This is a genomic window from Dyadobacter beijingensis DSM 21582 (genome assembly GCF_000382205.1).
In the GTDB taxonomy this organism is placed as follows: domain Bacteria; phylum Bacteroidota; class Bacteroidia; order Cytophagales; family Spirosomataceae; genus Dyadobacter; species Dyadobacter beijingensis.
In genome coordinates this window covers 249,387-268,931 of sequence record NZ_KB907789.1, presented here as the reverse complement: position 1 = coordinate 268,931, position 19,545 = coordinate 249,387, and the positions used below count along the sequence as shown (strand labels likewise).

Sequence of the window (19,545 nt, the reverse complement as noted above, 5' to 3'; positions counted from 1 at the left end):
CATTGATAGAATGGGAGGAGAATTTGGTCAGCTGTCCAGTTTCTCCTCTCTTTTTTATATCAATCAACACACGTGACCACACCTGACTACCAATGACCATACCTGACTACATTTGACCACAAATGACAAAAAAATTGGCAGACGTGAGAGACGCCTGCCAATCTGCTTATTAACACCACAAAAAATGAAATCCTTTGTATTTGCCGGCTAGCGAAGTAGTCTCGCCCTGTCGACAATACAAATAAGATCAACAATACTTAGAAAGGCGTTAATAAAAAGTTAGAATTTGCTTAAAGGCGCAAAAAAGTTATCCGGAAAGTAGTCCCTTTCGGTACGTTGGATTGAATGCTGATACTGCCGTTATGCAGCTTCACGATCCGCTCCACGAGCGACAGGCCGATGCCGTACCCCTTGATGTTCGCCGTATTGTCGCTCCGGTAAAACGGCTGGAAAACGAGGCTCTTGTCCTTCTCGGGAATGCCCTTCCCATTATCCGAAAAACTCAGGCCCAGCTGCCCGCGCGAGGGATGCAGGCAAACGTTCACCGAATTGTCGTCGGAGAATTTGCAGGCATTGTCCATCAGGTTCAGAAATGCCGTTTTCAGCAGCGTGGAGTTACCGGTAATTTCCAGCCACGTGTCGTCTTCGGGCAGTTCGTCGAAGTTCAGCTGAATGTTGTAAGCCGGGTTGGCTTGGGCGAGGTTCATACGGCAGTCGAGCAGGAGGTCGTCCACGCGAACGAGCTCTGTAAGCAGGTCGCGCTGGTCTTCGCTCACTTTGGCGAGTTCCAGCAGTGTATTGGAAAGCTGGCCCAGTTCCTGAATGTCTTCCAGCACCGAACGGATGGTCATCTGGTATTCGTACGCGTTCCTCTCTTTGAGCATACTCACTTCGAGTTGCGATTTGATCTTCGTCAGCGGGTTTTTCAGCTCGTGCGACACGTTGGCGACGAAAATTTTCTGCATTTGAAAAGCCGTTTCAATCCGGTCGAGCAGCTTGTTGAATGTAACGGTAAGCCGCCCGATCTCGTCCTTCTGGTTCGGCACATTCAGTCGCGTATCCAGCTTTTGGGGCAAAATGCCTTCCACCGCGTTCATGACTTTCGAAATGGGCCTTAATGCACGTTTGGAGAATATCCAGCCCACAATCGCGACGACAAATGTCACGATCAGGTAGAGCACGGTCAGGAGCGTTTTCAGGTTGGAAAGGTTCGCCTGCCCGTACAAATCCTTCGCGCCGAGCATGACGACGGCTTTGTTAAAAGGGTATTTGTAGTATAAACCGACCACTTTGTAATCCCCATCGTCGTAGCGGATCTGGCCGGCTTTGCGGATCTCGTCCAGCCAGAAGTTCGACACGTGGAGCGCTTTAAGCTGCGGGGTAGTGGAGTTGCTGTAAATGAGGCGGTTCTTCTCGTCGAAAATGAAAATGTTTTCGTCGTAAATGAGGTCACGGTTGGTTTCGTCCAATGCTTTCAATACCTCCGCATTGATGAGCGGTACCTGCACTTTCAGCAACAGTTCGGCCTGCGACTTCGCTTTCGAGCGCAGCCGGTCGTAAAAATCCTCCGTTACATTATAATAGGTAAAAAAGTAGACGGCCAGGAAGGTGATCAGCAAAATACCGCTTACCAGCAGGGAGAACTGAACCGTAAGTCGGGTGCGGATTTGCATAACCTATTCTACTTTAAGCACATAACCCATTCCGAATTGCGTGTGAATGAGCTTGACCGGATAATCTTTGTCGATCTTTTTACGCAGGTAATTTACATATACTTCAATGACATTGGTACCCGTGTCGAAACCGATGTCCCAAACCTGCTCGGCAATCTCGACTTTTGAAATAACCCGTCCCTGGTTGCGGATCAGGTACACGAGCAGATTGAACTCCCGCGCCGTCAGATTAATCTTGTTTCCCGAACGATAGACGGTTTTGGCATCCAGCGAAACTTCCAGGTCGGCAAATTTCAATACCTGCGCCGTGTGCGAAACTGTGGAGCCGCGCTTCGTGAGCGCGCGTACGCGTGCGAGAAGCTCTTTGAATTCAAATGGTTTGACGAGGTAATCGTCGGCACCGGCGTCGAGGCCCGTCACTTTATCGTCGGTCGTGCCTAAGGCGGTGAGCATTAGTATCGGCGTTTCGTCGCCCCAGCTGCGGATTTCCCGGCAGAGTTCGATACCATTGATGCCCGGAATGATGATGTCGCTGATAATCAATTGGTACACATTGCTACGCGCCAGCTGCTTGCCGATCAGTCCGTCGTACGCAATATCCACTTCATATCCATTCTCTTCCAGTCCCTGGCGGATGGATTGCAATGTTTTCGGTTCGTCCTCGATCAGTAACAGTTTCATATGCTGTGCAAAAATAGTTCCGACACTTCTTTCCAGCTGGATACGCGCTTGTAGGCGGTCTCGCGCAGGTTGTGCGGGGCTGAAAAAAGAATGCCTTTACCCTGGAATGCGACCAGGTTCCTGACGTGGTCGTCGATCAGGTAATCCGACTGGATGATGCTTTTATACCCGCAGAAAACTACATTCGTCCACGGGATAAACGGAAAATGCTTTTTCAACCAGTCGAACTTGTCACGGAATGAGTTGGGAAATTCCATGCAAGCCGTTGCGACAAACAGCTCATAATATCTGGAAAGCTTGTGCACGGTTTCGATGGCCCCTTCTTTCACGGCAATATCCGCGAAGAACCCCGGTGAATCCATGATTTTGTGCAGCTTGGAGAGCTGCTTCGGGTGCAGTAGTTCCCTCAGTCCCTTTTGCTGGAAATCCTCGCGGTTCAATGTGGTCGAAAAGTCGGCGAGGACAATTTCGACGAGCTTTTCATGGGTATTCGCCAGCACATCGTCCATGTCCAGGGTTAGTCTCAGCATCAGATAATGGTTCGGTGAGTGTCGAAGTTTTCGAGGTAATCGTTCACGCGTTTCAGGAACAGCCCGCCCAGCGAGCCGTCTACCACCCGGTGGTCGTACGAATGCGATACGAACATCATGCTGCGGATACCGAGCAGGTCGCCCTGCGGTGTTTCGATCACCGCCGGTTTCTTTTTGATCGCCCCGAATGCCATAATGGCCACTTGCGGCTGCACGATAATGGGCGTGCCCATGAGGTTGGCAAATGCACCGATGTTGGAAACAGTGTACGTGCCGCCAGCGAGATCATCGGCTTTCAATCGGTTTTCACGCGCACGTTTGGCGAGGTCGTTTACCTTGCGCGCCAGGCCGGGCAGATCGTAGCGGTCGGCATTGTGAATGACCGGCACGATCAGGTTACCGTCCGGCAATGCTACCGCCATTCCTATATTGATGTCTTTCTTTTTAATGATCTTGTCGCCCTCCACGGAAATGTTGATCAGCGGGTAGTCCTTGATGGCCTTCGCTACGGCTTCGATCAGGATGGGGGTGAACGTAATGCTGTCGCCGGTTTTCTTGCGGTATTCCGCTTTCACGTGTTCGCGCCAGTTCACAACAGGCGTCATATCCGTTTCAATGAACGAGGTCACGTGCGCCGAGATCCGTTTCGAATCCACCATCCGCTGCGAAATCATCTTCCGCATACGGTCCATTTCGATGATCTCGTTGCTGCCGTTCAGCGACGTCGCGGGAACAGCTGCCGGGGCGACGGCCGGTCCTTTTTTCCGCCGGTGTTCTACATATGTGAGAATGTCGTCCTTCGTCACCCGGTTTTCGATGCCGCTTCCTTTAATCACTTTCAGCTCTTCGACGGGAATCTGCTCTTGACGCGCAATGCTGAGCACGAGCGGCGAGTAAAACGAGTTGACGGCCGCATTGGCCGGTGCATATTCGTAGGCCGGCTCTGGCATTCTGCTCACGGCCGTCTGAAAATCTTTTTCAAGGGCTGCAACGGATTCGGCTACCTCTGCCTCCACTGCCACGAGCGGCGGTGTTTCGGCTTCAAGGGCCACCACGTCGTCGGCCACTTCGATCTGCGCCACGGCGCTGCCGATCGGCACTACGTCGTCGACTTTTACGAGCCATTTGGTCAGCGTTCCTTCGTAAGCGCAGGGGACTTCGGTATCGACTTTATCGGTGGCAACTTCCAGGATGGAGTCATCGATCTGCACCTTGCTGCCTTCTTCTGCAAGCAGGTGAAGTACAGTGCATTCCATGATGCTTTCCCCCATCGGAGGCATAACCATTTCAACTATTTTCATAAATGGTGTTTTTTCGAAGGTAAGGAAAACAAGCTTCCGTTACCCGTTGATTCTGTTCCCGGCTCAGCCTTTTACTGCGAGTGATGTTTTTAAAATGGTTTTTCTCAGCAGGTTAAGGGCGTAGGAGCAGGTAAGTTCTATATTGATTTTTCTGTTGTTCCTTAATGTAAGCAATTGGGTAAATGTCTCCTCGGGCGTAGCGCAGGCGATCCACACCGTGCCTACGGGCTTTTCCGGCGTACCGCCATCGGGCCCGGCGATGCCGGTGGTGGAAATGGCGAATGTCGTATTCAGCACGCGGCGGGCACCTTCCGCCATTTCACGGGCGGTTTGCTCGCTTACGGCCCCGTAAGTTTCCAGCGTTTCGGGCGACACGCCTAATACGCTCGTTTTGATCGCATTGCTGTAACTCACCACAGAGCCTTCATAATACCGCGAGGAGCCCGGAATGCTCGTGATCTGGTTGGCTACATAGCCTCCCGTACAGCTCTCGGCAGTGCCTACGGTTGCATTGTTTTGCATTAACAACGAGCCGATGACCGTTTCCAGTTCATCCGAGTCGTAGCCGAAAACATGCTCCCCGATGAGCGGCAGCACCAATGTGACCTGCTCATTCAGTTCTTTTTCTAAAAGCGCCTGGTCCGTGCCGGTGCCGGTCAGCCGTAGCCTTACCTGGCCGAAATGAGGCAGATAGGCCAGTTTGATATGTTCCGGCAATGCATCTTCCCAGGCAGCGATTTTTTCAGCCAGAAACGACTCGCCGATGCCAATGGTACGGATGGATTTATGCTGGATGATATGTGTCGAAAACCGGGCTTTAAGCCGCGGCAGTATTTCGAACTCCATCAGGTTTTTCATTTCATAAGGCACGCCGGGCAGCGAAACATAAATCACCTCATCCTGTTCGAACCACATGCCGGGCGCCGTGCCCCATAGGTTCGGGATGTAGGTACAATTTTTGGGAAGAGCCGCCTGCTGGATGTTCAGCTCGGTCATGGCGCGGCCGCGTTTCGCGAAAAATTCGGTGATAAGCGCCAGCGCGTCCTGATTGATTTCCAGCTCGGTACCGAAGTATTCGCAGAAAGTGTGTTTCGTAATATCGTCACGCGTGGGCCCGAGCCCGCCCGTCACGATCACGACGTTCACGCGCTTGCTGGCCTGGGTGAAGGCATCGAGAATGTCCTGTTTGTTGTCGCCTACGGACGTTTTCCTCGCCGGACGGACCCCTATATCAGTGAGTTGGGTACCAATCCATTGGGTGTTCGTATCGATGATCTGACCAAAAAGGATCTCGTCACCGATCGTGATTATTTCAGCCCTGGCAGAGGAAATCATAGGTTCGAAGCAGGTTAAGTGGGACCGTTATTTTCCCAAAAATAAGTAAAATTAATCGTTATTGAGTACGTTTGAAGCGTAGTGAAATATTAACAAACTCTATTGTAATGAAATACAAAATCCTTTCGTTTACGCTGTTTTGGCTGATTTTGGGACACGCTTCCTATGCCCAGTTCGACCTGGGAAAGCTGTTGAAAAAAGCGGGCGGAAAAAGTGGTGGACTCAGTGAAAATGAGATCGTTCTGGGACTGAAAGAGGCCTTGAACGTAGGTATCAGCAACGGTTCCGAATCGGCTTCCAAAGTCGACGGTTTTTTCAAGAATGAGCTGATCAGGATCGCCGTGCCGCCGGAAGCGCAGAAGGTGGCCGAGACATTGCGAAAAATGGGACTGGGGGCGGAGGTCGATAAATTTACATTATCCCTCAACCGCGCCGCGGAGGACGCCGCCAAAAAGTCGAAGCCGATCTTCGTGAAAGCCATCACATCCATGACCGTTCCCGACGCATTGGGCATTCTGAAAGGCCAGGACGACGCGGCAACGCAATATTTGAAAAAATCGACCAACGACGATCTGTTCAAAACATTTTTCCCGGTCGTGGACAGCACGCTGGCGCTGAACAAGGCCACACAGTATTATGCCGACATCGTGAACACCTACAACCAGATCCCGCTGGTCAAGAAGGTGAACCCGAACCTGAAAGAGTACGCGACCCAGAAAACGATCGATGGCTTGTACGTGCTCATTGCGCAGGAGGAAAAGAAAATTCGTGAAAATCCGGGCGCCCGGGTGACCGATTTGCTGAAAAAAGTGTTCAGTCAGGCAGGGAAGTAAGTTTTCCTTACTTTTGTAAAAATCAACACCTCAATAATGAAAAAGTCAGAGATCCATTTCACCGTTGAACTAGACGAAAAAAATATACCGGAAAAAATCTTCTGGGATGCGACCGACAACCCGAACGAGGGCATCAACGACACGCGTGCCATTGCCATCGGCGTGTGGGACCATTACCATCGCGGCACGTTGAAAATCGACCTTTGGACGAAGGATATGGAGGTTTTTGAAATGAAGCGCTTCTACATCGAGCTGATGAGCGGCATCGCGGATACCTTGCTGACTGCCACCAACGACCGCAGCATGGCCGATCTGATCGAGGGCGTTTGCGACACGTTGAGCAAGCGACTGGACGAGGAAATGAAAGCGGCGAAATAGCATATGTCACGCTGAGCGAAGTCGAAGCGCATGTAGGGCATTATCGCGTTCGTCCTTCGACCGCCGGGCGGCCCTGTACGCTCAGGATGACATCTAGTTATTCTTTAATTCCTGCTGTGATTTCTTCGGCAAGCTCGCCACGACGAGGTCGTAAGAATCTTTCACCCAGCCGAATAACTCTTCGCTCGGAATGCTGCCCGTTACGTATACGGTATTCCAATGTTTTTTATTCATATGATATCCCGGCTTCACGTCGGGATATTTTTCTCTCAGCTCTTCCGCTTTTTCGGGGTCGCATTTCGCATTGAACGAATGGTGCGGCGTATCCAGCGGCGTGAGCAAGAATACTTTTCCCATCACTTTAAAAACCAGCGTGTCGGGACCGAAAGGTAATTCTTCCGTGACACCAGGTAATTTCAAACAGTAATCGCGCAGCGTTTCGAGGTTCATCGTGTTAAGGCTCTTACGATCATGACAATGACGCAAATGAGGAACATAATGATCGAAATGCGGTTGATTCCGTGCATCATGCGCAAATTGAAAGAATCGGGATTATTCGGGTCGCGTTTTTTGAAAACGCGGATGAAGTAGGAAAACACTTCTCCCAGTTGAAAATATCTTTTCATTGTATTTGTTTATACCAAAATTTCACGCTCTTCCGGCTCAATCCACCGGCCGTCTTCCCGGATCAGTTCGATCAGTTCCTCCACCGCTTTCGACGAATGCACCGACCGTTTGATCACTTCCTGTCCGCGATACAGCGCAATTTTATCCTTGCCCATACCCACGTAACCATAGTCGGCATCCGCCATTTCGCCGGGCCCGTTCACAATGCAGCCCATAATGCCGATTTTCACCCCTTTCAAATGCTCGGTATGCTTGCGGATCATCGCAGTGGTTTCCTGCAAATCAAACAGCGTGCGGCCGCAGGAAGGGCAGGAAATGTACTCCGTTTTCGACATCCGTGTGCGCGCCGCCTGCAAAATCCCGAATGCAATGCTGTTATAGGAAGCGGCGGCTTTCAATTTCTCCGGGTGCACGGTGCCTTCCGCAAATTCAGGTGAAAGCAGCGTTCCGTCACCGAAACCATCCACCAGCAAACCGCCGATGTCCGTTGCGGAATATAATGTAAGGCTGTCGCCCAGGTCGGTCGCGTAGCTCCGCTGGATAATTACGGGCAGCCGGTTTTTCATTTCAGTGACTTTGTAAAAAAAGCGGCGCATTTCGGGCATCGCATGTGCATTCTGCGTGTGCAGCACGAGCACGACGTTCGTTTTACCTGAAATATTATTCAGAAATGCCTCATCAAATGCATGGATATCGCCTTTTACGAAATTCATGTCGGCGGAAACTTCGGTAGCCGCATTCCATTCCGCTGTGTCGAAAAGCGGGAATTTAATATGCTTTTCAGGGTGGGATTGCCAGGTCGCATAATCCAGGATTTCGCGCAGGCCGTTCGGCAGCATGAAAGGCACCGGCTGTTGTCCTGTATAAATAAAATCGGCACCCTGGTCGTTCATGGCCCATTTGTCGGGTACGGGCAGGAAGAAATGACCGATACTTTTCAGGTCTTCGAGCTGCTGAACGGGGATATTCGAGTAGTCGGCGATTACGCGCGGCACATTCAAATGGCCGATATTGTAAACTTCCTGCGTGTCGCGGCGGGTATACTGGAATGGGTTGATAGGACAGTGGTCGATCGGCTCGATCGGCGCATGCGGGGCACGGTTAGTATACCGTTCGATCAGCGCACGGGCCACCGGGGCCTCTTTTTCCGGGGCTTCGGTCAGAGATACCCGCACGGTATCACCCAGCCCGTCTTCCAGTAAGGTGCCGATCCCGACGGCCGACTTAATGCGGCCGTCCTCGGCTTCGCCGGCTTCTGTAACGCCCAAATGCAGCGGGTAGGGCTTTAAACCTTCCTCGTCCAGCCGTTGCACAAGCAGGCGATAGGCTTCCACCATCACCTGCGTATTGCTGGATTTCATCGACAACGCGATGTTATAGTAGTTGAACTCTTCACAAATGCGCAGAAATTCCAGCGCCGACTCGACCATACCCAGCGGTGTATCACCATAGCGGCTTAGGATGCGGTCGGAAAGCGAGCCGTGATTTGTGCCAATGCGCATGGCAGTGCCATATTCCTTACAGATTCTGACGAGCGGGATGAACTTCTCCCTGATCCTTTCCAGCTCGGCGGCATAGGAAGCATCGGTATAATCGATCACCTCGAAACGCTTACGGTCGGCATAGTTACCGGGATTAATACGCACTTTTTCCACGATCCTCGCCGCCAGCTCGGCCGCGTTCGGCGTGAAATGGATATCGGCGATCAGCGGCACATGAATGCCCATTTTACGCAACCCATTGCGGATATTTTCCAGGTTCTGAGCCTCTTTTACGCTCGGCGCGGTAATGCGCACATACTCGCACCCCGACTCGACCATCCGCACCACCTCGTCGATCGACCCCTGCGTGTCCATCGTATCGACGGTCGTCATGGACTGCACGCGAATGGGGTAGTCGGAGCCCATGGGAATGTCACCGATGTTGATGGTGATCGTACGGCGCCGTTCGTAGGCCGTCAGCGACGGGCAGTAAATATTGGTTTTTTGTTCAGAAGCTGTGATCACGGTCATTGAATGGGTAATATCGACAAAGGTCTTAAAACTAAAACACAATTGGAATGCCAATGGTGCATTTTTCCGTAGCCGCTTGGTGCGGGGTCACCCTGCCACGGGATTTGTAGTCTCTCCTATAAAGTTACCGTTCGTATATTAATTCCAGCCACACAATCATCTGTGATCGGAATGGTTATGTTTTGTATTGGAAAAGTTAAATATTTACTACGTCCGTCACCGCCAGTCTACGGCAAATTACAAGATCAATATCCTGATACGATCATCCGCGTTCGCGGCAAAGTGCATGTTCTATTCATCATGTAAACCGTAGTTCTATGAGAAAAGCCGAACTGTTTTTGATTGCCATGTTACTGTCGTCCGTCGCTTCGGCTCAATCCCTACTGCGTTGGAATTACCCCTGCAAGCCAGGCACCGAATGCTGGAATGCTCTTACATCTGTCGCCGAACGACAGAATGCCTGCCAGATCACAGGAATTGATTTGAAGACGCTGAGTACGGAGGAATTGCTGCTGATTACGATGGAGCACCCGTTTTTCCGGAGTTATGTGGCGCATGATAGCCCCTTGGAAGGGCTGGGGTTTGCATTAGAAGGGTTTAATGGATTCGATGAATTCAAAAAACGTCCTGATGCGATGAAGTCTGCCTGCAATGTCTATTTCAAGGAGAATTTCAATCGAATTGAGAGATTGGCAGACAGTGCGGAAATGGGAGCGTATTCTCTGAAATGGATTGGTTTGGAGATTATTATGAGTGATGAGCAACTGTTGAGTCAAATGTCCTCACATGAAAAGGCTGACTTTTTGAAACGTTTGCATGCACAGTTGCTTATTAAACAGCGGTACCGGGATGTGTTTGGAGGAATTTCGGATGCGGTTAGCGCTTACATCTTTGATAAGGTGATGCATTCGATGGGAATGGAAATGCTGGAAAGCCATTTTGAGACGGAACGTATCGGGGCGTTTCGAGAGAGACTAGTTATGCGAGATCAGTACCTGATTGAGCTATTGCTGGACAAGTTTACCGAGTATGTTAAAAATCATTGAGTTGTACTAAAAATCAAAAGTCATGAAAACACTTACATCATTGAATGCGTGGCATAATGTGCTTGCAGCTAAACTTGTTTCCTTGATTGTAATCGGATTTCTACTGATTGGCGGATCTTGTACGGAAACTGAAATTAAGGAATACGAAATAGAAGAATCGTGCTTTACAAAAGAATCACTTGAAACAGTGTCATGGGTAAAAGATCAGCTAAACTTTTTTCAGGTTCCTAAGCAGGGGCCACTACGGGTCGCGGTATATCAGTATCGAGATCAATATTATCTAGCTTTTGAAAACCCGTCGCTTTCGTCGCCAATGTCTTACATTTTTAACTGTGATGGAAAGACGATTGGTGAAGTGAACATTCACTACAACGAATTCTATGGGCAGAATGAATTGATGTCGGTGTTATTGGAAGCTAAATATTGATCAAATGAAATACTTTACTGCATATGTTTTGCTTCTTGGGATCATCTCGACAGAAACCCTGGGACAAGTTAATACTCCCAATGGTGTGCAAGTGCCGCCCAGCGCATTATTCGCATACCTCGATGCTTGGCCAAACACGAATGCTCAGCTGCAATCGTTCCAAAATGATATTAAAAACGGATTTTATGGACCAAGTTGTGTTGTATTGAATGACTACACGCGGCAGTACAATTGCCATGGTTACGCATGGCATGTTTCGACAGGCGGAAACAAAATCGGTATCGATCAGGTAACACATGGAGGAGTTACCCCCTATGTATCTGGTGTGAACCCGAGCTATACTCAGACCATTTATAATGGAACTCAGGGTAAACTGCGCGTTCGATATTCGGGAGACCATTCGGCCGTAACAACTTATGATGCAGGTAAATATATTTCAAAATGGGGTGCAGGGCCGTTAGTCAAGCATAATTCAAACGATGTTATGCCTGGTTATGGCGTGCCATCCAGTTATTGGACCTGCAAATACGCTCCGCCCTTAACAAGCGTTTACCTCGACGGCAATCTCATTTCCGGAAGTTTCCAAAACACCACCTGGGGCGCACACAACATGCAGATATTCTGGGGTCTCGACCCGGACACGGGCCCGACATTCAGTTCAACGGCAGGTAGCACCATCATTAATAATCAAAACTCAGGCACCGTGAATTTTACTTTCAATGGCCCTTCCAACAATGGCGGTCTTTCGATTGCATTCTGCGGAGCGCCGAGGCATTCGTTTACATTTTTCAAACCGAGCGGTTCGAAAATGCAGGTTTATCCTAATCCGGCTCAGGACGAAGAAGTCATTACCATATCATCGGAATCCCTCGAGGATATTCAAGCGGTGAATCTGGATAATAAGGTAAATGGGATAATAAAAATTAGCCTGCTGGACGATCGCCAGCGGGTTCTACAGAACTATTTACCAAATGTGGAGGGAAATCTGACGACGGTCAAATTGAATGCAGGGTTGAAAGGGACATACTTCTTAAAGGCAACTTTCGAGGATGGCACGGTACAAACGAAACGGGTTTTGATCGGGAAATGAAAGAAGGTCCAATCCATTAAGTTATTCACTTTCACATCGGCGTGGAAAAAGCTGATGAATGTTTTACTCAAAACCTACCAGCCATGAACAAAGTCAAAGTCCGCATGAACATTGCCATCATACTAATATGTACGTTGCTCGCGGGAGTGGCGTGCGTAGAAAATGATCGGTTCGAAAATATAGATCAACCATGTTTTACGAAAGAATCATTAGAAACAGTTCCGTGGATAGTTGACCATTTGAATAAGTATACTTTGCCAAATGGTGGAGGCTACAATGCCTCGGTCTACATTTATCATGACCAGCAGTTTTTAGCGATAACTACCCCATTTGGGTGCACACCGCTTGGCCACGTTTTCAGTTGCGCGGGAGTGCCGTTGGATTCATTGAAAATCGATTATATCGATTTTCAGAAAAACATGAAGCTAGCTGCGGTTTTGACCGGGCCGAAGTGATGGAGGGTTGCCAGCGACCAAGCGCCCTAGATCGAAGGTTATCCTTCAATCCGGGTGCCTTCGTCGACTGTAATGATATAACTTTTTCCGCCTTCGCGTTCGATGGCTTCGGCTACTTCTTCTGCGTGCGTAGGCGCATAGGCGAACATGCAGCCGCCTCCGCCCGAGCCGTTGATCTTGCCGCCCAATGCACCGGCGTTCAATGCCGCGTTCATCATGCGTTCGATTTTCGGGGTGGAGGTACGCTTGTGGTCGCGGAGGTTTTGGTAGTGTTTATAGAGCAGGCTTCCGAAATGTTTGTCGAAATGCTGGCTGGCGTGGTTTTCGGCGCTGTCGATCAGGAGTGCTTTGCCTTCCACCAGAATGTCCCGGTCTTCAATATTGGCATTCAAAAGGCCTAGCTGGTCGTTGGATAGCACTGATTTGTAATCTACCAACTTTTCGATCGGTGTCGTGAAAATGGAGAATGACGGGTCGTAATCGGTCACGATTTTGATTACGTCTTCCATTCCGTACCGACAGCGGGCAATAATACCGAGCGTGTCTTTCGGTTCCAGCGAATCGCCGAGGACGAATGTGCCTAACTTGGGTGTCAATACTTCCACTTTAATGACAGGCGTCGATTCGAGGTAAATGACGTTACCGATGGCCGTAGAATAGTTGTCCATCATCCCCCCCGGCTCGCCAAATTCCAGTACTTCGGCTGCATTAGCGATTTCTCCCAATTCCTTTTTGGAGAAATTGAGCGGATTATCGCTCAACTTGTCTAGGAAATTTGCCCAGGAAACGATCAGCGCCGAGGAGCTGGAAGTACCTGAATTGATGGGGATATTGCCGTGAACAGTGGCTTCGAAACCTTTCGAGAATGTGAGTCCCTTCCTTTTTACAACATTAATCGTGCTGCGAAAATAGTCGCGCGGCTTGACATACGGGAAGGTCGTGTCGAGGGAGAATTCTTCCTGCGTGCCCAAATCGGGCAAATGCAATATGATTTTTTGATCATCGCGATAACCACCGTCGACGCTGATTCTTCGCGATATGGCCGCCGCGATCACGGGGAGCCCCAGGTAATCCTGGTGTTCCCCGAAAAGGCAGATGCGGCCGGGAGTTGAAATCCTCATTGTTAAACTACCAGCTTTTCTTTTTGTGGCCTACTAAGCCGAAATACAGCATATAAATGTAAAGTGGAACCAAAATCCAGTAAGCTTTCTGCGTACTGCCGATCGAGTCGGCGATGCTTCCGTACACCAAAGGTAATACCGCGCCGCCGGAAATACCCATGACGAGCAATGCGGATGCGATTTTTGTGAACTTACCCAAGCCGCTCAATGCCAACGGCCACAATGCAGGCCAGATCACCGCATTGGCAAAACCCAGGATCGCAATGCATATCACGGACGTGAAACCGGTAGAGTTAATGGCGATCACCGTCACGATCAGACCGAGGATCGCAGAGAATTTAAGGTATGCTTGCTGTGATACATATTTGGGAATCAATACAATACCCAATACATAGCCGAACATCATACCATATAATGTATAGGTTCCGAAAAGACGGGCCTCTTCTTCGGGGAAGCCGAGGGACACCCCGTAGCTGATGATCGTATCGCCGGCGATTACTTCCGCGCCCACGTAGCAGAACAAGGCGAGCACACCCAGCACGAGGTTAGGAAATTGCAAAACGCTCGTTTTCTGAACGGCCACCTGCTGCGCCGCAATCGGCGTATCGTCGTCTTCTTCCTCGCTCACTTCCACGAGGCCCTTCGACATTCTGATGATAATCGCCAATGCTACGAGTACCACGGTAAGCACCAGGTAAGGCATAGCCACCTTGTCGAGCTCCGACTTGGGATCGGCGCTGGAAGCACCTGCGAGCAACAATTTACCAAATATGATCTGGCTGAAAATCCCCGCCGTTTTGTTGGCGATACCCATGATACTGATCCGTTGGGCGGCACTTTCGCGCGGGCCCAGGATGGTGGCGTAGGGATTGGAAGCTGTTTGGAGCACCGTCAAACCGATACCGATCGTGAACAAACCGACGAGAAACAGCGGGTAGGAGGCCATTTCGGCAGCTGGAATGAAAATCAGCGTACCGATCCCCATCACGAGCAGCGCGAGCGACATCCCGTTTTTGAACCCCGTTTTCTTCAAAACGATCGAACAGGGGATGGCCATGACGGTATAGGAAATGAAAAATGCGAATGTAACCAGGTAGGAACTGGTGTTATCGAGTGAAAATGCTTTTTTGAAGAAGGTGATCAGTGTTCCGTTCACCCATGTGACGAAACCCATCACAAAGAAAAGAATGCCGATAATGAAGAGGGGACCCAGGTAACTGTTCTTTTTGCTCATTTAAGTCGTATTGGATTAGGTTGTCGGGTTATTTGCTATGGTTGTATTTGGTTTGTTATAATACGCAATATTCTTCATTCGGGCCAGAAGTGCCCGGGCCCGTTCGCTAAATCCTTCGGTTTCCGAAGGAAATCAGCGCTGATACTTTTCAAAATCTGTTGAAACTCACCGCGGCAGATGGAAGTAGATTATTTGGTCTTACCAGCTCCGGGGCTGCAATTTACACGCAAATGCCAGATTTTTAAATTTTTTTATTAATTAAAAATTGACACCAAGCACACTAGTGTGCAACATGAAAGTAGGAACCACGTGAACAATTTGCTAGCTTACAGCGTTTACCCAAAGCAAGAGACTTCTGAGAGCGACTCACAGCATGCTCGAACCCTTAGATGTGTTGGACACAGACTTTGTTACGACATCTAAGGCAAACTGAAATTTTAAGTGGTTTAAACATATGGTGCAAAAGGTGGCGGTGTTCCGGAAAGAGCACTTTAATGCGGCCCATCGTCTTCATAATCCGGAATGGTCGGATGAAAGGAACGTGGAGGTTTTTGGAAAGTGTAACAATCCCAGCTTTCACGGACATAATTACGAGCTGATCGTTCAGGTTACAGGCCCGCTGGATCCCCAGACAGGCTATGTAATGGATATGAAAGTCCTGAGCGCCGTATTGAAGGAATCAGTTATCGACCGGTTCGACCACCGGAACCTGAATCTCGATGTTGAAGAATTCAAAACCCTTAATCCGACCGCAGAAAACATCGCGATCGTCATTTACTCAATTTTAAGACCCCAAATTGACTCAGGGCTTGACCTGAAAATCAGATTGTATGAAACAGAACGGAATTTTGTCGAGTATCCAGTCCAGTGAAGCTTTGGACACTGACCTGGTAGGGGACGATCATTTGTTTACGGGTATTGAAACCCCGCTTCGCAAGGACGCTTTTGCGATGGAGGACGAAACCAAAATGGAGCTTATCGAGAAGCATTTCCGCCATATCATGGAGATAATGGGCCTGGATATGACGGACGACAGCCTGAAAGGTACCCCGAAGCGTGTGGCGAAAATGTACATCAAGGAGGTTTTCAGCGGCCTGGACCCTAAGAATAAGCCCGCGATCGCCCTTTTTGACAATAAATACAAATACAACCAAATGCTCGTAGAGAAGGACATTTCCGTGTTCTCCAATTGCGAGCACCACTTCGTGCCTATTTACGGCAAGGCGCATGTGGCGTATATTTCCAGCGGAAAAGTGATCGGCCTGTCGAAACTGAACCGCATTGTGGAATACTATTCGAAACGCCCGCAGGTGCAGGAGCGGCTTACTGTGCAGATTGCCAACGAGTTGAAGCAGGCGCTGCAAACCGAGGACGTGGCCGTCGTGATCGACGCGCAGCACATGTGTGTACAGTCACGCGGGATACGCGACTCCGGTAGCTCGACGGTGACCGCCTTCTATGGTGGTAAGTTCGAAGAGGAAATGACCAAAAAGGAATTTCTGAGTTACCTCGGAATGTAGGACTACGAGTGACCACATCTGATTATAAATGACAACACCTGACAGCTATTTGTCAGGTGTTGTCATTTATAGTCAAGTGTAGTCACTTGTTGTTGCGGATTGAATGCGACTAAACCGTCGGTCCTACGCGCTCCAACAATGCTTTTGTAGCCTTAATACCGTCATATTCCGACAATTTGCTTCCTTCATATTCGATACCGGCGATGCCTTTGAAACCTGCCGCTTTCACCACTTTCAGGATTTTGGCATAGTCTGTTTCGATACAGTTGCCTTTTTCGTCGAAATCGTAAGTTTTCGCGCTCACACCTTTGGCGAACGGCATCAGCTCCGACGTTCCCAGGTAACGGTCATAAGATTCTTCGCAGCCGCTGGCCGCGCGTTTGATACAGAAATTACCGAAATCGGGCAGCGTACCTACGTTTTTCATATTAACCTGCTTCATTACACCCGACAGCCATTTGCCGTTTGAAGAAGAACCGCCGTGGTTTTCAACGATCACGTTGATGCCGGTTTTCGCAGCGAATTCGCCGAGTTTACCCAGGCCGTCCACTGCCGCTTTCGCAATTTCTTCGTCCGAACCTTTACCGAATGCATTCACGCGGATAGTTTTGCAACCGAGGTATTTAGCGGCTTCTACCCATTTGTAGTGGTTTTCAACGGCTTTGTTGCGTACCGCGGCGTCGAGTTCGCCCAGGCCGCCTTCACCGTCGATCATGATCAGGTGATTGCTTACGCCGTTGTCTTTCGCTCTTTTCAGGAGTTCGGCGAGGTAAGTTTTGTCTTCCGCTTTGTCTTTGAAGAACTGGTTTACATATTCTACGATCGAAATACCGAACTCTTTCTTAGCGAGTTCCGGGAAATCGAGGTTAGTCAGTTTTTTCGCGAAAAGAGCCTTATGCAGCGACCATTCAGCCAGTGAAATGTCGAACCAGAGTTTTTTGGCCGCCGGATCGGCGAACAGGTCTGTGAATGCAGTGGCAGCCAATGCGGTTGCACCGGCCTTTTTAAGGAAATCGCGACGAGAAAAGTCCATGATTGGTTAGAATTTAGATATGATTATTGTTCCTGAATATTTATTCTGGCTTCGCGGTACAGCTTCTCGTTTTTGGTGAGCTTGGCTGCGTCCCATTCGATGTCCTGCACGAATGCATGCTGGCGAACGGGACATTTGTCGATCCTGCAAAAGTAGCAACATTGGTATACGCACGGATCGGCATGCACGAAAATTTCCGTTTCGCCCGGCTGTGAGCTTTTGAGAATGTTCTCGAAGTCGTGGATCGTTTCGTGCACTTTTTGCAGCTCCCAATAGTAAGGTAATGTCAAATGGCAGTCGATATGCAGGTCGGAGCCGTATTGCTGGGCACGCAGGTTGTGCACGTCGATCCATTCGTCCTTCTTATTTTCATTCAAAACCTGTATTACCTTGTCTAACAGCAGCTCGTCGCTGGCGTCCATCAGTCCGGCTACCGATTTGCTGACGAGCTGCGAACCGCTGTAAGCCAGGAACAGCCCGAACAGAAGGGAAGCGACGCTGTCGATCCAGGCATAGCCCGTCAGCAGGATTAACCCGACACTCAATATAAGTACGACGCTGCTGATGCTGTCGGACATTAAATGCTTGCCATCGGCGACCAATGCGAGGGAGTTGGCCCGGCGGCCTTCCGTGAGCAGCTTGTAGCCAATGGCGGTATTCACGAATATGGTGAAAACGATAAAGAGGGAGCCCTGCGCCAGGTTTTCAATCGGGGCGGGGTCCATCAGCCTTTTCACCGCCTCAACCACGATGAATATGGAGGCGATGATGATCAATGCGCCTTCGAAACCGGCCGAAAAAAACTCGACTTTACCGTGCCCGTAAGGGTGGTTCCGGTCTTTGGGCTGCGACGACAAATAGATGCTGTAAAACGCAAAGCCGCTGGCGATTACATTGATTATCGATTCCAGCGCATCGCTCAGGATGGCGTTGGAAGAGGTAATGTAGAATGCAAAAAACTTCAATCCTGTCAGCAGGATGCTGGCCACAAAAGACAGCATGATGAGACGTTGTTTAAGCTTATTTTGGTTTATTTGCATCTGAGATTTGTCAATGAGTGGTCAAAAATACTAAGAAAATGCGGGTTATATCCACTGAAAATAACTGGAAAACACTATCGACTGAAACCGTTTATGAGAATGCCTGGCTGGAACTCAGTCACCGTGACGTCATTAACCCGGCGGGCAACAAAGGCATTTACGGTTTGGTTAAATTCAAAAACCAGGCGATAGGCGTGATCCCGGTGGACAAAGACGACAATATTTACCTCGTAGGCCAGTACCGGTACGCGATCGACGAATATTCCTGGGAAATCCCGGAAGGCGGCGGTGCGCTCGATGCCGATCCGCTGGATGCCGCCAAGCGCGAACTGAAAGAGGAAACCGGCCTGTTGGCCAACAAATGGACCAAACTCGCCCGCATCCATACTTCCAATTCCGCCACGAACGAGGAGGGTTTCCTGTTCATTGCCGAAGACCTTACGCAGGCCGAAGCCGAGCCCGAAGAAACGGAGGAGTTGCAGGTATGGAAATTGCCCTTGACGGAAGCGGTGGAAATGGTCATGCGGTCCGAAATCACCGATTCACTTTCGGTAGCCGGCATTTTAATGACTGCCAGACTGAAAGGTATCTGATATGCTCGAAGCTTTATTTTACGGCACGCTCACAGGCGTCGCTTTGTGCCTTACTTTCGGGACCGTCTTTTTTTCATTGGTCCAAAACAGCGTAGACAATGGGTACCGCACGGGTATCAAAATCGCTTTCGGCGTCTTTATCTGCGACATCATTTTCGTTTTCTTCGCGATTTTCGGGACCGCATTGCTGCCCGACATTCCCAATTTCCAGAAATGGATGGCCGGGGCAGGTGTCATTTTCCTTGTCGCGTTGGGTTTGAGCAATATCATCAAAGGCCAGCCGCAGATCGCCGAGCCGCAAACGCGCTTCGGCAATTTCCTGTACTATTTCACGACTGGCTTTTTGCTGAACGGGCTTAACCCGGTGAATTTCATCAGTTGGGTGACGATCGCTTCCTACATTCGCACCAACCTGCATTTCAATCTCAATCAGGTGATATTGTTTTTCGCAGCGAGCGTCATTGCCGTGTTTTTGGTGGAAAGCGCCATTGCCGTTTTCGCGCACAGGCTCAAAAAGCTGTTCACGCCGAAAGTGGTCACGATATTTAACAAAGTGACAGGCGTGGTTTTTATTCTCATCGCCTGTCAGATTGCTTATACCAATTTTTTAAAGTAA

22 protein-coding genes are annotated in these 19,545 nt (G+C 49.6%); 10 read left to right on the top strand and 12 right to left on the bottom strand.

What is annotated here, in order from left to right:
• Positions 1-290 precede the first annotated feature (290 nt).
• The 5 genes from H144_RS0119655 to H144_RS0119635 all read right to left on the bottom strand — a co-directional run bounded on the left by H144_RS0119655 (position 291) and on the right by H144_RS0119635 (position 5,520).
• Entirely contained in the window at positions 291-1,673 is a 1,383-nt protein-coding gene (locus H144_RS0119655; protein WP_019943813.1) for a sensor histidine kinase, read from the bottom strand.
• 3 nt (positions 1,674-1,676) lie between these two features.
• Entirely contained in the window at positions 1,677-2,354 is a 678-nt protein-coding gene (locus tag H144_RS0119650) for a response regulator (RefSeq protein WP_019943812.1), read from the bottom strand.
• A complete protein-coding gene (locus H144_RS0119645) occupies positions 2,351-2,884 on the bottom strand; it encodes a 5' nucleotidase, NT5C type (RefSeq protein WP_026350845.1) in 534 nt (177 codons plus the stop codon). Before H144_RS0119645 ends, H144_RS0119650 begins: the two co-directional genes overlap by 4 nt.
• Positions 2,884-4,185, bottom strand: a complete 1,302-nt coding sequence (locus tag H144_RS0119640) for a dihydrolipoamide acetyltransferase family protein (protein WP_026350844.1) — start codon at positions 4,183-4,185, stop codon at positions 2,884-2,886. The genes H144_RS0119645 and H144_RS0119640 overlap by 1 nt, the downstream gene beginning before the upstream one ends.
• 63 nt (positions 4,186-4,248) lie before the next feature.
• Positions 4,249-5,520 (bottom strand): competence/damage-inducible protein A, encoded by a 1,272-nt coding sequence (locus H144_RS0119635; RefSeq protein WP_019943809.1) that lies wholly within the window; start codon positions 5,518-5,520, stop codon positions 4,249-4,251.
• Positions 5,521-5,627: 107 nt separating this feature from the next.
• Between H144_RS0119635 and H144_RS0119630 the strand changes: the two genes are divergently transcribed.
• Together H144_RS0119630 and gldC are read left to right on the top strand one after the other, a co-directional pair.
• Entirely contained in the window at positions 5,628-6,353 is a 726-nt protein-coding gene (locus H144_RS0119630; protein WP_019943808.1) for a DUF4197 domain-containing protein, read from the top strand.
• Positions 6,354-6,389: 36 nt separating this feature from the next.
• Positions 6,390-6,731 (top strand): gliding motility protein GldC, encoded by a 342-nt coding sequence (gldC, locus tag H144_RS0119625; protein ID WP_019943807.1) that lies wholly within the window; start codon positions 6,390-6,392, stop codon positions 6,729-6,731.
• A 93-nt stretch (positions 6,732-6,824) separates the two neighbouring features.
• On the opposite strand, the gene H144_RS0119620 is transcribed toward gldC, so the two are convergent.
• The 3 genes from H144_RS0119620 to ispG are packed head-to-tail and all read right to left on the bottom strand — an operon-like array spanning position 6,825 to position 9,370.
• Complete coding sequence (locus H144_RS0119620) at positions 6,825-7,181, bottom strand: MmcQ/YjbR family DNA-binding protein (protein ID WP_019943806.1); 357 nt, start codon at positions 7,179-7,181, stop codon at positions 6,825-6,827.
• On the bottom strand, positions 7,178-7,357 hold the full coding sequence (locus tag H144_RS0119615) for a DUF6728 family protein (protein ID WP_019943805.1): 180 nt from the start codon (positions 7,355-7,357) through the stop codon (positions 7,178-7,180). Before H144_RS0119615 ends, H144_RS0119620 begins: the two co-directional genes overlap by 4 nt.
• A gap of 9 nt (positions 7,358-7,366) precedes the next feature.
• Positions 7,367-9,370, bottom strand: a complete 2,004-nt coding sequence (gene ispG, locus H144_RS0119610; protein WP_019943804.1) for a (E)-4-hydroxy-3-methylbut-2-enyl-diphosphate synthase — start codon at positions 9,368-9,370, stop codon at positions 7,367-7,369.
• Positions 9,371-9,687: 317 nt separating this feature from the next.
• Here ispG and H144_RS33405 point away from each other — a divergent pair, with 317 nt between their 5' ends.
• The 4 genes from H144_RS33405 (at position 9,688) to H144_RS0119590 (ending at position 12,388) form a co-directional block, all read left to right on the top strand.
• The gene (locus tag H144_RS33405) at positions 9,688-10,416 is read left to right on the top strand and encodes a hypothetical protein (RefSeq protein WP_019943803.1); all 729 of its coding nucleotides are present in this window, start codon (positions 9,688-9,690) and stop codon (positions 10,414-10,416) included.
• Between the two features lie 22 nt (positions 10,417-10,438).
• Complete coding sequence (locus tag H144_RS0119600) at positions 10,439-10,843, top strand: hypothetical protein (protein WP_019943802.1); 405 nt, start codon at positions 10,439-10,441, stop codon at positions 10,841-10,843.
• 4 nt (positions 10,844-10,847) lie between these two features.
• Entirely contained in the window at positions 10,848-11,933 is a 1,086-nt protein-coding gene (locus tag H144_RS0119595; RefSeq protein ID WP_019943801.1) for a T9SS type A sorting domain-containing protein, read from the top strand.
• A gap of 83 nt (positions 11,934-12,016) precedes the next feature.
• Positions 12,017-12,388 (top strand): hypothetical protein, encoded by a 372-nt coding sequence (locus H144_RS0119590; protein WP_019943800.1) that lies wholly within the window; start codon positions 12,017-12,019, stop codon positions 12,386-12,388.
• Positions 12,389-12,426: 38 nt separating this feature from the next.
• Here the strand turns inward: H144_RS0119590 and H144_RS0119585 are convergent, their stop codons facing one another.
• Together H144_RS0119585 and H144_RS0119580 are read right to left on the bottom strand one after the other, a co-directional pair.
• Positions 12,427-13,509, bottom strand: coding sequence for a GHMP family kinase ATP-binding protein (locus H144_RS0119585; RefSeq protein ID WP_019943799.1), 1,083 nt, complete (start codon positions 13,507-13,509; stop codon positions 12,427-12,429).
• 7 nt (positions 13,510-13,516) lie between these two features.
• Entirely contained in the window at positions 13,517-14,743 is a 1,227-nt protein-coding gene (locus H144_RS0119580; RefSeq protein WP_019943798.1) for a sugar MFS transporter, read from the bottom strand.
• A gap of 454 nt (positions 14,744-15,197) precedes the next feature.
• On the opposite strand from H144_RS0119580, the gene H144_RS0119575 reads away from it, so the two are divergent.
• Together H144_RS0119575 and folE are read left to right on the top strand one after the other, a co-directional pair.
• The gene (locus tag H144_RS0119575) at positions 15,198-15,614 is read left to right on the top strand and encodes a 6-pyruvoyl trahydropterin synthase family protein (protein ID WP_019943797.1); all 417 of its coding nucleotides are present in this window, start codon (positions 15,198-15,200) and stop codon (positions 15,612-15,614) included.
• Complete coding sequence (folE, locus tag H144_RS0119570) at positions 15,574-16,263, top strand: GTP cyclohydrolase I FolE (RefSeq protein WP_026350841.1); 690 nt, start codon at positions 15,574-15,576, stop codon at positions 16,261-16,263. Before H144_RS0119575 ends, folE begins: the two co-directional genes overlap by 41 nt.
• Before the next feature lie 109 nt (positions 16,264-16,372).
• Here folE and H144_RS0119565 read toward each other — a convergent pair whose 3' ends face one another.
• Positions 16,373-17,296 (bottom strand): sugar phosphate isomerase/epimerase family protein, encoded by a 924-nt coding sequence (locus H144_RS0119565; protein WP_019943795.1) that lies wholly within the window; start codon positions 17,294-17,296, stop codon positions 16,373-16,375.
• A gap of 23 nt (positions 17,297-17,319) precedes the next feature.
• Positions 17,320-18,336 carry a cation diffusion facilitator family transporter gene (locus H144_RS0119560; protein ID WP_019943794.1) on the bottom strand — a complete coding sequence of 339 codons (1,017 nt, stop codon included), beginning with the start codon at positions 18,334-18,336 and terminating at the stop codon, positions 17,320-17,322.
• A 38-nt stretch (positions 18,337-18,374) separates the two neighbouring features.
• Here H144_RS0119560 and H144_RS0119555 point away from each other — a divergent pair, with 38 nt between their 5' ends.
• Positions 18,375-18,929 (top strand): NUDIX domain-containing protein, encoded by a 555-nt coding sequence (locus tag H144_RS0119555; RefSeq protein ID WP_019943793.1) that lies wholly within the window; start codon positions 18,375-18,377, stop codon positions 18,927-18,929.
• Between the two features lies 1 nt (position 18,930).
• On the top strand, positions 18,931-19,545 hold the full coding sequence (locus H144_RS0119550; RefSeq protein WP_019943792.1) for a LysE family translocator: 615 nt from the start codon (positions 18,931-18,933) through the stop codon (positions 19,543-19,545).

Bases quoted from the DNA above. Each gene is read 5' to 3' on its own strand.
- H144_RS0119655 (WP_019943813.1), bottom strand. From the start codon at position 1,673: ATGCAAATCCGCACCCGACTTACGGTTCAGTTCTCCCTGCTGGTAAGC.
- H144_RS0119650 (WP_019943812.1), bottom strand. From the start codon at position 2,354: ATGAAACTGTTACTGATCGAGGACGAACCGAAAACATTGCAATCCATC.
- H144_RS0119645 (WP_026350845.1), bottom strand. From the start codon at position 2,884: ATGCTGAGACTAACCCTGGACATGGACGATGTGCTGGCGAATACCCAT.
- H144_RS0119640 (WP_026350844.1), bottom strand. From the start codon at position 4,185: ATGAAAATAGTTGAAATGGTTATGCCTCCGATGGGGGAAAGCATCATG.
- H144_RS0119635 (WP_019943809.1), bottom strand. From the start codon at position 5,520: ATGATTTCCTCTGCCAGGGCTGAAATAATCACGATCGGTGACGAGATC.
- H144_RS0119630 (WP_019943808.1), top strand. From the start codon at position 5,628: ATGAAATACAAAATCCTTTCGTTTACGCTGTTTTGGCTGATTTTGGGA.
- gldC (WP_019943807.1), top strand. From the start codon at position 6,390: ATGAAAAAGTCAGAGATCCATTTCACCGTTGAACTAGACGAAAAAAAT.
- H144_RS0119620 (WP_019943806.1), bottom strand. From the start codon at position 7,181: ATGAACCTCGAAACGCTGCGCGATTACTGTTTGAAATTACCTGGTGTC.
- H144_RS0119615 (WP_019943805.1), bottom strand. From the start codon at position 7,357: ATGAAAAGATATTTTCAACTGGGAGAAGTGTTTTCCTACTTCATCCGC.
- ispG (WP_019943804.1), bottom strand. From the start codon at position 9,370: ATGACCGTGATCACAGCTTCTGAACAAAAAACCAATATTTACTGCCCG.
- H144_RS33405 (WP_019943803.1), top strand. From the start codon at position 9,688: ATGAGAAAAGCCGAACTGTTTTTGATTGCCATGTTACTGTCGTCCGTC.
- H144_RS0119600 (WP_019943802.1), top strand. From the start codon at position 10,439: ATGAAAACACTTACATCATTGAATGCGTGGCATAATGTGCTTGCAGCT.
- H144_RS0119595 (WP_019943801.1), top strand. From the start codon at position 10,848: ATGAAATACTTTACTGCATATGTTTTGCTTCTTGGGATCATCTCGACA.
- H144_RS0119590 (WP_019943800.1), top strand. From the start codon at position 12,017: ATGAACAAAGTCAAAGTCCGCATGAACATTGCCATCATACTAATATGT.
- H144_RS0119585 (WP_019943799.1), bottom strand. From the start codon at position 13,509: ATGAGGATTTCAACTCCCGGCCGCATCTGCCTTTTCGGGGAACACCAG.
- H144_RS0119580 (WP_019943798.1), bottom strand. From the start codon at position 14,743: ATGAGCAAAAAGAACAGTTACCTGGGTCCCCTCTTCATTATCGGCATT.
- H144_RS0119575 (WP_019943797.1), top strand. From the start codon at position 15,198: ATGGTGCAAAAGGTGGCGGTGTTCCGGAAAGAGCACTTTAATGCGGCC.
- folE (WP_026350841.1), top strand. From the start codon at position 15,574: ATGAAACAGAACGGAATTTTGTCGAGTATCCAGTCCAGTGAAGCTTTG.
- H144_RS0119565 (WP_019943795.1), bottom strand. From the start codon at position 17,296: ATGGACTTTTCTCGTCGCGATTTCCTTAAAAAGGCCGGTGCAACCGCA.
- H144_RS0119560 (WP_019943794.1), bottom strand. From the start codon at position 18,336: ATGCAAATAAACCAAAATAAGCTTAAACAACGTCTCATCATGCTGTCT.
- H144_RS0119555 (WP_019943793.1), top strand. From the start codon at position 18,375: ATGCGGGTTATATCCACTGAAAATAACTGGAAAACACTATCGACTGAA.
- H144_RS0119550 (WP_019943792.1), top strand. From the start codon at position 18,931: ATGCTCGAAGCTTTATTTTACGGCACGCTCACAGGCGTCGCTTTGTGC.